Origin of the sequence: Sphingomonas sp. GM_Shp_2, from assembly GCF_026540875.1 — a bacterium.
GTDB lineage: Bacteria > Pseudomonadota > Alphaproteobacteria > Sphingomonadales > Sphingomonadaceae > Sphingomonas > Sphingomonas carotinifaciens.
Genome location: NZ_JALNUQ010000022.1, coordinates 42864 through 54815, shown reverse-complemented (window position 1 = coordinate 54815; position 11952 = coordinate 42864). Strand labels below are relative to the sequence as shown.

The window sequence follows — 11952 nt, the reverse complement described above, 5'->3', positions numbered from 1 at the left end:
GCTGCCACACCAGCCACCCGACCACCGGCAGGATGAACAGGCAATGCCCATAGGTCGTGTTCGTCCACCACAGACCGACCAGCTGCACCACATCGCGCCAGAACAGCGCCACCAGCGCCAGCCACACCGCCCCCAGCACCAGCAGATGCCAGCGCCACCGGCGGCTCACGCTTCCAGCCCCATCAGCGCGTCCAGCGGCGCCAGCCGCGCGCGCCAGTCATAACGGCTCAGCACCTGGGCACGCGCGTCCGGCCGATCCGCGGGTCCGTCCAGCGCCGCGATCACCGCCGCCGCGAACGCCTCCGGGCTATCGGCCACCGCGATCGTGCCGCCATGGTCGATGCCCTCGGCCGCCGCCTGCGTCGCCACCACCGGGCGCGCCATCGCCATCGCCTCCAGCACCTTGTTCTGGATACCGCGCGCCAGCCTGAGCGGTGCCACGCACACCCGCGCCGCCGCCAGCCATCCACGTACGTCGGGCACCGTCCCCGTCACCACCACCCCGTCCCGCGCACCCAGCCGCGTCACCGCCGCCACCGGCGCCCGCCCGACGATCACAAACACCGCCGCCGGCCGGCTCTGCCGGACGATCGGCAGGACATGGTCGGCAAACCACGTTACCGCCTCGATATTCGGGCGGTAATCCATCTGTCCGGTGAACAGGATCGTCTCCGCTCCCGCCGCCACCGGGCGGCACGTGGCCGGATCATAGGTCGCCGCATCGATCCCGTTCTCGACCGCGACGATCCGTCCACGACCACCGCCTGCGCGGAACAGCGCTGCCTCCGCCTCGCTGACGAACAGGGTCGCCGCCGCGCGCGCCGATACCGATCGCTCATGCGCCGCCAGCAATCTGGCCTCACGCGCATAGATCCACGCCATGGGGCCGTGCGCGCCCTCGGCCAGTTGCGCGAACTTGGCGGAATCGACATCCACCATGTCCATCGTCATCGGCACGCCCGCCGGGGCATAGGGCGCCATCTGCCCCGAAAACACATAGGTCGCCGCGATCGGGTGGGCACGCACCACGTCCGCGACGGCCGCGGTCATCCGGCGATCGGCAAAGGCGGTCAGCGACAGGGGTCGCCCGCTCGCCAGCGCCTCCAGCCCCGCGCGCGGGCTCGATTTGGTGCGCGGCACGATGCGGCAACTCGCCAGCCGCGCCGCCAGCGCGGGCGGCACCACCCGGTCCGCCGGATCGTCGGCAAAGGCGCACAGATGCACCCGCGCCCGCGCCGCCAGATGCGACAGGATATGGAAGCTGCGGATCTTGTCCCCGCGATCGGGCGGAAACGGCGCCCGATGCGCCAGGAACAGCAGGTCCTTCACCGCCTCAGCCGAGCCCCCGGGAAATCCAGGGCCCGGCGCGATTGGCCAGCCATAACGGCAGGCGCTTCCACGTCGCCACCATCAGGGCATATTTGGGGTTCAGCGGGTTCACCTCGCGCGCCTCGCCCTCGTGCCGGCTGGCATAGCGCAGCGGTTGGCCGTCGAACCCCCAATTCTTCTTGAACGCGGCGGCCCCCGTGCCCGTCTTCGACCGACCGAAGTCGAACCGCGTACATCCGCGTTCGCGCGCATGACGCATCAGGGCGAAATACATCGCGTCGTTGGCGCGCAGGCCCCGTGCCGCCTGCGTACCCCCGCCCCAATAGGGATACACCGTTCCGTTGAAATACAGGTTCAGCACGCTCGCCACCGCCCGCCCCTCATGCCGCACGGTCAGTATGTCGGCATCCAGTTCGTCCAGTACGGCCGCGAACAGCGTGCGCGGGAATACCGGCGTCCCCAGATTGCGCACCGACTCGCCGTAAACGCGTGCATGCGCCGCCCGGTCGCGCGCCCCGCTGCCGGTTTCGATCTGCAGGTCCAGCGCCAATGCCTTGCGCAACTCCGCACGCTGCTTGCGCGGCACCGCCTTCAGTTCCGCCTCGTCATCCGCCGCCAGCGGCCGGACAAAGCCCAGGTAGCTGCTGTCGTTCACCGCCCAGCCCTCGGGCGCCGGCCCGCCGCGCAACTCGACACTGCCCATTCCGCCGGCCCGTGCCATATCCCAGGCCGCCGCCGCCAGCGCGTCCACACCCTCGCCCAGCACGCCGCCATCGACACCGAACCCGGCGGATACCAATGCCTTACCGAACAGGGGCGATCGCATCGCGGTCAGCGGCAGCACCCCCACCGGCACGCCGCCGCGCTCCGCCACCAGATAGCGTGCCTTCTGCCCCGTGCCCCGCTCCACCGCGCGCGACCAGCCGGTCAGGTGAAAGGGCGTGGCGCCCGGCGCCTGCTGCACGAACGCATCGATCCGCGCGGCCTCATCGGCCACCCGCAGGTCCGCCACGCGGATCTCGGTCATGACAGCGCCCGTGCCTCCTGCGCCACCACCGCGTCCATCCGGCCCCAGTCGTGCCGCCTCGCCAGTCGGCGCAGCTTGCCCGCCATCGCGCCCAGCCGCGAATAATGCCGCACCCGCGATTTTAACGGCGCGTTCGCCACGCGCGGCTGGTCCGGGTCGATCTCCCAGGGGTGGAAGTAGAACACCGCGCCATGCGCCTCGGCGTTCACCTGCCGCACCGCAAAGTCCATCAACTGCCCCGGCAACAGGCGGAAAAAGCCGCCCCCCGTCGCCCATCGCCGCCCGGCGATCTCGGCTACCGTCACCGGCACCTCGATCAGTGCGCTGTCGACGAGCGGGCGATAGGCATAGCGCGGCGCCTCGCGCCAGCCATAATGGTCGTGCGCCAGCGGTGCGACGCTGGAGGAATAGGCATAGCCCGCCTCGGCCAGCACCTGGTGCGCCCATGGAGTGCGCGCATCGATCGAAAAGCTCGGCGCCCGGTACCCCGTCACCGGCTGCCCCGACGCATCCTCGATCGCGGCCCGCGCCCGCGCCAGATCGGCGCGGAACGTCCCTGCGTCCATGGTTAAGACGCGGGCATGGTCCCAGCCATGGCTTGCCATCTCGTGCCCGGCATCGACGATGCGGCGGATCAGGCGGGGGTGGCGGTGTGCCACCCATCCCAGCGTGAAAAAGGTCGCGCGCGTTCCCGTCTCGGCGAACAGGTCCAGCACCGCACCGGTATTGGCCTCGACGCGGGCGTCCAGCCGGTCCCAGTCCGCCTTGTCGATCACCCGCTCGAACGCGCCGACCTGGAACCATTCCTCCACGTCGACCGACATGCCGTTCAGGGGCTTAGGCGGCATGGTCCCACGCGCTCGGCCGGTGCAGGGGCGACAGGTCGGGCTGTTCGCGATCGGATTCGACCCAGTCGACCAGCAGCGTCAGGATACGGCGCAGCGCTGCCTCCTGCTGCTCGACGCGCGTCTCAAGCGCCGCCACCCGCGCGCGCAATCCTTCGTCGGGGGTCGGCGCGGGCGACGGAGTGACGGGCACCGGTACCTCGTCGGCAACGACGCGCACCGATTCCGGGGCCGCCGCCTCGGTCGGCATCGGCAGGTCCGCCGCCATGTCCTCCGCCACCGTCTCCACCACCTCGGCATCGATCAGCGTCAGATCGAGCACCGCCGCCTGCAGCATCACCCGCCCGGCCAGCAGGTTCAACCGCCGCGGCACGCCGCCCGACACGCGGTACAGCGCGGCGAACGCGTCGTCGGCGAAGTCCGGCCGCCCCTGCCACCCCACGATCGACAGGCGATGCGCGATGTAATCGGCGACCTCATGTTCCTCCATCGGGTCGAGATGGTGGATCGCGATGATCCGCTGGCGCAGTTGCTCCAGCCGCTCCGACCCGTGCAGCCGCTCGCGAAACTCGGGCTGGCCGAGCAGTACGATCTGGAGCAGCGCATGCCCGCCCGCCTGGAAGTTGGAGAGCATGCGCAGTTCCTCCAGCGCATCCACCGGCAACCCTTGCGCCTCGTCCACGATCAGCAGCGTCCGCCGCCCGGTCCGCGCGACGCCGTGCAGTCCCCGCTCGATCGCGGTCAGCAATTGCGCCTTTTCCAGCCCGTCGGGGTCGACGTTCAGCTGCGTCGCGATGGTGCGCAGCAGGTCGCGCGCGTCGATCGCGGTCGACACGATGGTCACCGCATGCAGCCGGCGCGGATCGATCGTCTCCAGCAGGTGACCGACCAGCGTCGTCTTGCCCGCGCCGATATCGCCGGTGATGACGATGAAGCCCTCGCCCTGCGCCAGCCCGTATCCCAGATAGGACATCGCCTTGCGGTGGGTCGCCGTCTCGTACCAGAAGCGCGCGTCGGGCGTCAGCTGGAACGGCCGTCCGGTTAGCCCGTAATGCGTGTCGTACATATCCTGCCTTTCCGGCCGATCAAAAATAGTAACGGGCGGCGATAAGCGCCTGTGCGGACAAGGCGCTGTCGAGGTCGCCCACCTGGAAGTGGTACAGCCCGACGCTGGCCGTGGTGCCCAGCCGTCCGAAATTGCGGTAATAGCTGGCGGTCGCCCCCACCGAGACGACATCGTCCGCCCCCGCAAGCTCGCTGCTGTAATGATTGATGAAGGCGTTCAGGTCCACGCCCGACACCGCGTTCAACTGGCGTGCATAGAAGAGCTGCCCGTACCAGCTTTCGTCCTCCAGCCCGTACAGCACCACGCCCCCCGGCACGTTCGGCGAAAAGAGCCGCCGGTTGGCATAGCCGGCACCCGCGCCCCAGGTCGCCAGTCCCCGCTGCACCGTGACGATCCCGTCCACCCCGCGTGCGCGGTAGCTGGCCGTTTGCACCGACTGGAACACGTCGTTCAGGCATCCGCCCGGCGTCGTCCCGCTGGTCGAGAAGACGCAGCCATTCACCCCCTGGCCGAACACGTCGCGCGCACCGATGAAGCTGGTCGGCAGGCTGGCCAGCCCGGTGCGAAGCTGCCGCCCGAAGGTCTGCACCCCGTCATACACCACCACCGCCACACCCATGCTGCGCGACACCTGATAGCGCAGCGACCCCGTGTAGCTGATCGATCCGAACCGCTCGCCCACTCGCGCCTCCAGCGCGGTGCGGCGATTGGGCCGCCACATCACGCCGACATCGTAATAGACGCCGTCCGTCCGGTACGCGATCCGCCGCGGCGAGGCGGGATCGGTGACGAAGCGGCCATCCCCGTCCAGCACCGGCGCCCCGTCCGCACCGCGCAAGGCGTCGCGCTGGCTCGTCTCGATCCGCTCGTAACCGACCCCGCCGACCAGCGCGACATAAGGGGAAACCGGCCACAGCACGTCGCCGCGCCCGTACCAACCCTCGTACCGGCCGGACAACTGCCCCGCCGTTTCGCGCTCATAGGCGCCGCTGGCCGTGAAGCCCGGCGTCGCCACCACGCCCGGCGCCACGCCGATGCTGGCGGTCGCGATGTGATTCCAGCTGTCGTCGAAATAATCCAGCCGCGGCAGCGTGGGCGAAATGCCGCCGATCGACGGCACCTCCACCTTGGTATAGCCCAGCCGGTAATTGGCGTTCACCGTCGCGACGCCCAGTTGGCCGGTATAGCTCGGCCCGACATAGGCCGAATAAAGCTGGCTGGTGTTGCCGACATTGCCGACCAGCACGCCCGGCGCATCGCCGCGAATGTCCGATCGCACCCGCGTCGCCAGCGCCCCGCCCTCCAGGCTCAGCCCGCGGGTCAGCGACACGAACCCGCGCGCCAGCCCGGCATGCACGTCGCTGTCCGCCAGATCATTGCCCCAGCCGATCCGCCGCTCGTAGCGATAGCTGGCCTGCCCCTGCGCGCGCGCGGTGGCGATCGACGCATCCACCCCGGCGGCCAGCGTGGTATAGGTCAGCACGTCGCCGGAGCGCAGGTCCGCCGCCAGCACCTGCCCCAGCTCGATATAGGGCTGCACCACCGTGCGGCCCGATGCCGGCGCCCCGTTCGCGGTCCCGTCCGCGACCTGTGCCTGCGACGGCACCGATGGGCCGGCGACGCCGCCCCCAGTCTGTGCCGCCGCGGGCACCGCCAGGACGACGCCGGCAAGGGCCGCCACTGCCTTCACCGTGCGCCCTCCTGCCCGTAATAGCTGCCGAACCGCTGGCTGCCGGACACGAACGCCACCGAGTTCAGCACGAGCTGGATATGCTCGCACCCGTCGAGCAGGTTCACCGCTGCGGCCAGTTCGTTTTCCGGCGTCCGGTCCGCCCGCACGATCAGCATCACCTGCCCGACCAGCATCGCCAGCACCGAGGCGGGCGACGCCGCCAACGCCGGCGGCGAATCGAAGATGATCAGGCGGCGGGGATTGGCCTCCAGCAGCCGGGCCAGCACCGCGCGGGTCCGTGCCGATCCCAGCAATTCGGTGTCGCTCGCCGTCTTGGTGCCCGCCGACAATACCGACAGATGCGGCACGTCGGTGCGCACCACCAGCGTCTCGACGTCGATCCGCGCATCGTCCAGCGCATCCAGCAGCCCCGGCCCCTCGGGCAGCCCCAACCGCGCCAGCACGTCCGGCTTGGCAAAATCGGCATCGACCAGCAACACCTCGGTATCGCGTTCCGCCGCCACCGACAGCGCCAGATTGATCGCGCAGAACGTCTTGCCGTCGCGCGGCCGGGACGAACAGACCAGCACGCTGCGCGCCTTGTCCGTCTCGCCCGCGGCCAGCAACCGTTCGCGCGTCACGAACAATTGCCGCTTCACCAGCCGGAATTCCTCCGCCAGCGGCCCCACCGGCGCGCCGGGCACGATCATGCCGTTTTCCGCCAGCATCGCCCGGTCGATCGTCGCCACATCGGTAAAGCCCGGCGCATATTCGCTCGCCAGGAACGCGCTGTCGGCCGCGCTCGCCCGAAACTCCTCGGGAATGTTCAGCAGCACCGGCCCGTCATTACCCGGCGTTGCCGGCATCGCGACCGGCGCCTCGGGCTCCCGTTCCGGCGGCACGGCCACCGCCGCCGGCGGCGTTGCCCGAATATGCGCCGAAAAGTCGTATATCTCGGCCGCACGTTCCAGCAGCGAGGATGATCGGCGCGGTCTGGGGTTGCTCATCTGGGTCCTCACGCCGCCATTCCGCGCTGCAATACCTCAACACCCAGCAGCAGCACATAGGCCACCCCCAGCGCCGCCGTCCCGCCGAGGAACAGTTTCAGCCGCTTTGCCCGTGCCTCGGCCTGGGCGCGGGTCACCACCTCGCCGATCGCACCGATCACCGGCATGCCGGTCGCCCGCTCCAAGGCGCCGACCGTGGTGAACGTCCCCCTCAGCTTCGCCAGCGCGAACGCCGCGGCGACGCCTGCGCCCAATCCGGCCACGAAAACGCCACTCAGCAACAGCATGCGGTTCGGCGCCACCGGCTTGGAGGCCAGCGTCGGCGGATCGATCAGGCTGAAGCGCACGGCATCGGTCTGCGTCTGCGCCTGACCGCGCAGCGCGATCTGTTCGCGCTGGCGCAGCAACTGGTTATATTGGTCCTGCAGCACCTCATAATCGCGCTCGATCTGGCCCTGCTCGGCCGCGACCTCCGGATCACCGGCCAGCTTGGCGTTCAACTGGTCCAGATCGCCCTGCAACTGCGCCTTTCGCATCCGGAGTGCCGCGACCTGCGCCTGCTTGTCCGCCGCCAGCGATTGCAGCGACAGGTAGAGCGGATTGGCCGTCGCACCGCCCGCCGTGCCCGCCGGCTCGGCCCGCGCCGCCGCGGTCGCCGCGCCCAGCTGGCTCTTCAGCGCCACCACATCGGGGTGATTGTCGGTATAGCCGCGTGCCCGCGCATCGGCCAGCTGCCCCTGGATCGCCGCCAGCCGCGCGCGCGCCGGGCCACCGGTGGTGCCCCCCGGGCCCGCCACGGTCTGTGCGGTGGACGCCATCTGCCCCTGCACCGCCGCCAGCCCGGACTGCGCCGCGGCCAGGTCGCCGTCCACCTGCGCCATCTGCGCGCGCGACGCACCGATGCGGTCGCTCACCGACCCGGTACCCGGCAGGCCACCCAGATACCGGTTCTGGAAGTCGGCGCGCTTGGCCTCCGCATCCGCCAGTTGCCGCTGGCGCTGCGCCAGTTGCTTGTCCAGAAACGCCAAGCTCTGGCTCGTCGCGCTGCGATCGCCCGCCAGATTGGTTTCGACGAAAATGTCGATCAGCTTCTGCGTCACGTCGCGCGCCAGCTTCGGGCTGCTCATCGTCGTGGTGATCTGGAACAGATTGTCCTGCTGGCTGTCGATCTTGATCGACTGCGCCAGCGACGACACCCGGTCGGCCACGTCGCGATCGTTCGCCACCGTGTTCGCCAGATCGGTGCCGCGCACCACCTTCTGCAGGTTCACCGCCGAGATCAGCGTCTGGCGCACCTGGTCCACCGTCTGCTGCGCCGCCTGCGGCGCCCCGTTCAGGTCGGCGGGCAGGATCGACTGCATGTCGACCAGCACGCGGGCGCGCGACTCGTACCGGCTCGGTATCTGCGCCACGAACAGCCAGCCGAGCACGCACACGGCCCAGGCGACCGCCAGCGCGACCCAGCGCCGCGTCCACACCGCGTGCAGCGCCAGCCTTACCTCGTCCAGGATGCCGTTCATGCGCGCATCCTCAGAACATCGACTCGGGGATGATGATCACGTCGCCCGGCTCCAGCCGGACATTGGCGGAGGAATTGCCGCGCTTCAGCAGGTCGGCGATCTTCAGCGCATATTCCTTCTGCTTGCCCGTCGCCCGGTCGTAGCGCACCAGCTTGGCCTTGTTGCCCGCGGCATATTGGCTGAGGCCGCCGACCGCGATCATCGCATCGAGCAGCGTCATGTTCGCGCGGTAGGGCAGCGATGCCGGCTTTTCGGTGGCGCCGACGATGCGCACCTGCTGGCTGAACGTGCCGGAGAAATTCTCCACGATCACCGAGACGATCGGCTTGGAGATATATTCGGACAGGGCCTTGGTCATGTCCTCGGCCAGCATCGCCGGCGTCTTGCCCACGGCGGGCATGTCGTTGACCAGCGGCGTCGTGATCCGGCCGTCGGGGCGCACCTGTACCTTGGCGGTCAGTTCGGGATTGCGCCACACGAAGATGTTCAACTGGTCCAGCGGACCGATCACATATTCCTCGCCCGGCTGCTCCTTGCTCGCCACATAGGACGCCGCGGGCAACTGCGCCGCCGGCGTCGTCGTCGTGGCGCACCCGGTCAGGGCCGTGGCAGCGATGCCGGCGAGCAGGCAGGAACGGACAAATGGGCCGGGCATCGGAACATCACTCCTCAAGACGCCATGTCCGGCGCCATCGTCTTCACCCTCCGCTATGCTGTGCCAGAGGTGAACATAGCGTTAGAGGCGGATGGAAAGTCGCAAAACGGCGGCACCGTCACCGCGCCAGCCGCTCCGCCGCCGCCGGATGGCCCAGAAACGCTGCCGGACTCGCGCTCGCGCCATACGCCCCCGCCAGGAAGATCGCGATCACGTCCCCCGCCGCGGCGGCGGGCAACGCCACCCGGTCGCCCAGCCGGTCCAGCGGCGTGCACAGCGGCCCGACCACCGACACCGTCTCGTGCCGTTCCGCCCCCATCGCATGCACCACCGCCAGCGGATAGTTGCGCCGCACCACCGTGCCGAAATTGCCGCTCGCGGCCAGTTGGTGGTTCAACCCGCCCGACAGGATCAGGAAGGTCTCGCCCCCGCTCTCCTTGCGGTCGATCACCCGCGCCAGATACACGCCCGCCTCCGCGACCAGCCAGCGGCCCAGTTCGATCGCGAACCGGCTGTCGGCCAGCACCGCGGCACGCCCCGACAGGGCATCGGCCAGCGCCGCGCCGACCGTTTCCACCTCCAGCGCCGTGTCGCCCGCGAAATAGGGCACGCCGAACCCGCCGCCCAGATTGACCAGCGGCGGCGCATGGCCCGCCTCGTCCGCCAGCCGCGCCGCCAGATCCAGCGTCGCGGCGTGCGTGTCGATGATCGCCTGCGCGTCCAGCGCCTGGCTGCCCGCATAGATGTGGAAACCGCGCCAGTCCGCGCCCGCCGTCACCAGCCGCCGTACCAGCGCGGGCACCCGCACCGCGTCGATCCCGAATGGCGAGGGGCGCCCGCCCATCCGCATGCCCGATCCGCGCAACTCCACATCCGGGTTCACCCTGACCGCCAGCCGCGGCACCCGGTCAAGGCGTGCCGCGATGGTCAGCGCCCGCTCCGCCTCCCCTTCCGATTCCACGTTCAGCGTGATCCCGGCGGCGATCGCCGCGGCCAGTTCGCCGTCGCGCTTGCCCGGCCCGGCAAAACTGATCGGCAGGCCAAGCCCTGCGACCTTGTCCAGTTCTCCCGCGGATGCGACGTCGAAACCGTCGACCATCCCGGCCATCGCCGTCAGCAGCGGCGGGAACGGATTGGCCTTGATCGCATAATGCAGGTCGATGCCCGCAAAGCTCGCCCGGAACCGCGCCACCCGCGCCGCGACGATGGCGGGGTCGTAGACGAACACCGGCGCGTCCCCCTCGATCCAGTCCGCCGCCGCGCGCCCGCCGATCGCCAGCGCACCCCGCTGCCCGGCGAACTCCGGCGGGATCGGTCCCATCGGCTTCATGCGCGCAACCCCGCCCGGTCCAGCTTGCCATTGGCGTTGCGCGGCAGGGCTTCCCGCCAGTCATAGCTGCGTGGTTGCATGAAGCTCGGCAAGTCGCGTTTCAACCGCGCGCGCAAGCCCGCCTCCTGCGCCGGATCGCCGGCCAGCACGACATGGATCGCCTGGCCCAGCCTTTCGTCCGCCACGCCCATCGCCACCGCTTCGCGCGCCTCGCCACCCGCCAATACCGCCTCCTCGATCTCCTGCGGACTGATCCGGTTTCCCGCCGACTTGATCATGTCGTCGTCCCGCCCGACGAAGCGCAACAACCCGTCCTCCCCCTCCACCACGCTGTCGCCCGACCACACCGCCATGCCCCCCGACACGGCAAATTCCGGTGCCGGGCGAAAGCGTTGCGCGCTACGCTCCTCGTCCTGCCAATAGCCTCCCGCGACGAGCGGCCCGGCATGGACCAGCTCCCCCTGCTCGCCGGGGAGCGCGCGGGTGCCGTCCGCCCGCACCACCATCACCTCGGCAAAGGGAATGGCCCGCCCGATCGCGTCGGGATGTGCGTCGACCAGCGCTGGATCGAGGTAGGTGGAGCGGAACGCCTCGGTCAGCCCGTACATCGCGTACAGGTCGGCGCCCGGAAAGCGCGCCCGCAGATCGCGCACCAGGCGCGGCGTCAGCGCGCCACCGGAATTGGTCAGTCGCCGCAGCGATGCCGCGACCTCCCCCGGCCATTCCGCCTCCAGCATCTGCACCCACAGGGGCGGCACCCCGGCCAGCGTCGTCGCACCGACCCGCGCTACCCCCTTCACCACGTCGCGCGCGGTCAGATAGTCCAGCGGCGCCACGCTTGCGCCAGCGATCCAGCTCGAAAACAACTGGTTCTGCCCGTAATCGAAACTCAGCGGCAACACGCCCAGCACCCGGTCGTCGGGCGTCAGCTTCAGGTAATGCGCGACCGACACCGCCCCCAGCCACAGATTGGCATGGCTCAGCATCACCCCCTTGGGCCGCCCGGTCGATCCGCTCGTATACAGGATCGCCGCCAGCGCACCGGTGTCGGCGTCGGAGCGGCCGAGCGCCGGCCCGTCCAGCGCATCCTCGGCAACGATCGGCGTCGCGATATCCTCAAGCCCCGCCGTCCGCGCCTCCTGCGTCACCAGCATCCGGGCACCGCTGTCGTTCAGGATGTGCTCCACCTGTGCCCGGCGCAGTGCCGGATTGATCGGCACGTGCACCAGCCCGGCGCGCGGCACCGCCAGCGGCAGGATGCAGGCCATCCGCGTCTTGGGTAGCCAGCTCGCCACCCGGTCCCCTTTCGCGAAGCCCTGCGCCGCCAGCCAGCCGGCCGCCCGCGCGACCGCATCCTCCAGCGCGGCATAGTCCATCACCCCCGCCCGCTCGATCAGCGCAGGAGCATCGGGCGCGCCGGCCAGAACATGGTCGATGGGTCGGGGGGTGGCATCCAGTGGGATCATGACACCGCCGCTATGCGCCAAGCCGTTGCCGAATT

General features: G+C 70.0%; 11 protein-coding genes. All 11 read right to left on the bottom strand.

Going from position 1 to position 11952, the window contains the following annotated elements; all coding sequences use genetic code 11:
* A partial coding sequence (locus tag OXR08_RS18685) for an archaeosortase/exosortase family protein (protein ID WP_346731896.1) occupies positions 1-112 on the bottom strand: 112 nt, incomplete at its 3' end.
* Between the two features lie 53 nt (positions 113-165).
* Positions 166-1329 carry a TIGR03087 family PEP-CTERM/XrtA system glycosyltransferase gene (locus OXR08_RS09785; RefSeq protein WP_267349495.1) on the bottom strand — a complete coding sequence of 388 codons (1164 nt, stop codon included), beginning with the start codon at positions 1327-1329 and terminating at the stop codon, positions 166-168.
* Between the two features lie 4 nt (positions 1330-1333).
* On the bottom strand, positions 1334-2356 hold the full coding sequence (locus OXR08_RS09780) for a FemAB family XrtA/PEP-CTERM system-associated protein (RefSeq protein ID WP_267349494.1): 1023 nt from the start codon (positions 2354-2356) through the stop codon (positions 1334-1336).
* Positions 2353-3204, bottom strand: coding sequence for an XrtA system polysaccharide deacetylase (locus tag OXR08_RS09775; RefSeq protein ID WP_267349493.1), 852 nt, complete (start codon positions 3202-3204; stop codon positions 2353-2355). The genes OXR08_RS09780 and OXR08_RS09775 overlap by 4 nt, the downstream gene beginning before the upstream one ends.
* Positions 3194-4267: an AAA family ATPase gene (locus OXR08_RS09770; RefSeq protein WP_267349492.1), complete on the bottom strand. Its 1074-nt coding sequence runs from the start codon at positions 4265-4267 to the stop codon at positions 3194-3196. The genes OXR08_RS09775 and OXR08_RS09770 overlap by 11 nt, the downstream gene beginning before the upstream one ends.
* 19 nt (positions 4268-4286) lie before the next feature.
* A complete protein-coding gene (locus OXR08_RS09765; protein ID WP_267349491.1) occupies positions 4287-5957 on the bottom strand; it encodes a hypothetical protein in 1671 nt (556 codons plus the stop codon).
* Positions 5954-6946: an AAA family ATPase gene (locus tag OXR08_RS09760; RefSeq protein WP_267349490.1), complete on the bottom strand. Its 993-nt coding sequence runs from the start codon at positions 6944-6946 to the stop codon at positions 5954-5956. The genes OXR08_RS09765 and OXR08_RS09760 overlap by 4 nt, the downstream gene beginning before the upstream one ends.
* A gap of 8 nt (positions 6947-6954) precedes the next feature.
* Positions 6955-8466, bottom strand: coding sequence for an XrtA system polysaccharide chain length determinant (locus OXR08_RS09755; RefSeq protein ID WP_267349489.1), 1512 nt, complete (start codon positions 8464-8466; stop codon positions 6955-6957).
* 10 nt (positions 8467-8476) lie between these two features.
* A complete protein-coding gene (locus OXR08_RS09750) occupies positions 8477-9121 on the bottom strand; it encodes an XrtA/PEP-CTERM system exopolysaccharide export protein (RefSeq protein ID WP_267349488.1) in 645 nt (214 codons plus the stop codon).
* A 118-nt stretch (positions 9122-9239) separates the two neighbouring features.
* Positions 9240-10451, bottom strand: coding sequence for a pyridoxal-dependent decarboxylase, exosortase A system-associated (locus tag OXR08_RS09745; RefSeq protein WP_267349487.1), 1212 nt, complete (start codon positions 10449-10451; stop codon positions 9240-9242).
* A complete protein-coding gene (locus tag OXR08_RS09740) occupies positions 10448-11917 on the bottom strand; it encodes an AMP-binding protein (RefSeq protein ID WP_267349486.1) in 1470 nt (489 codons plus the stop codon). Before OXR08_RS09740 ends, OXR08_RS09745 begins: the two co-directional genes overlap by 4 nt.
* Positions 11918-11952 lie beyond the last annotated feature (35 nt).

Bases quoted from the DNA above. Each gene is read 5' to 3' on its own strand.
- OXR08_RS09780 (WP_267349494.1), bottom strand. From the start codon at position 2,356: ATGACCGAGATCCGCGTGGCGGACCTGCGGGTGGCCGATGAGGCCGCG.
- OXR08_RS09775 (WP_267349493.1), bottom strand. From the start codon at position 3,204: ATGCCGCCTAAGCCCCTGAACGGCATGTCGGTCGACGTGGAGGAATGG.
- OXR08_RS09770 (WP_267349492.1), bottom strand. From the start codon at position 4,267: ATGTACGACACGCATTACGGGCTAACCGGACGGCCGTTCCAGCTGACG.
- OXR08_RS09760 (WP_267349490.1), bottom strand. From the start codon at position 6,946: ATGAGCAACCCCAGACCGCGCCGATCATCCTCGCTGCTGGAACGTGCG.
- OXR08_RS09755 (WP_267349489.1), bottom strand. From the start codon at position 8,466: ATGAACGGCATCCTGGACGAGGTAAGGCTGGCGCTGCACGCGGTGTGG.
- OXR08_RS09750 (WP_267349488.1), bottom strand. From the start codon at position 9,121: ATGCCCGGCCCATTTGTCCGTTCCTGCCTGCTCGCCGGCATCGCTGCC.
- OXR08_RS09745 (WP_267349487.1), bottom strand. From the start codon at position 10,451: ATGAAGCCGATGGGACCGATCCCGCCGGAGTTCGCCGGGCAGCGGGGT.
- OXR08_RS09740 (WP_267349486.1), bottom strand. From the start codon at position 11,917: ATGATCCCACTGGATGCCACCCCCCGACCCATCGACCATGTTCTGGCC.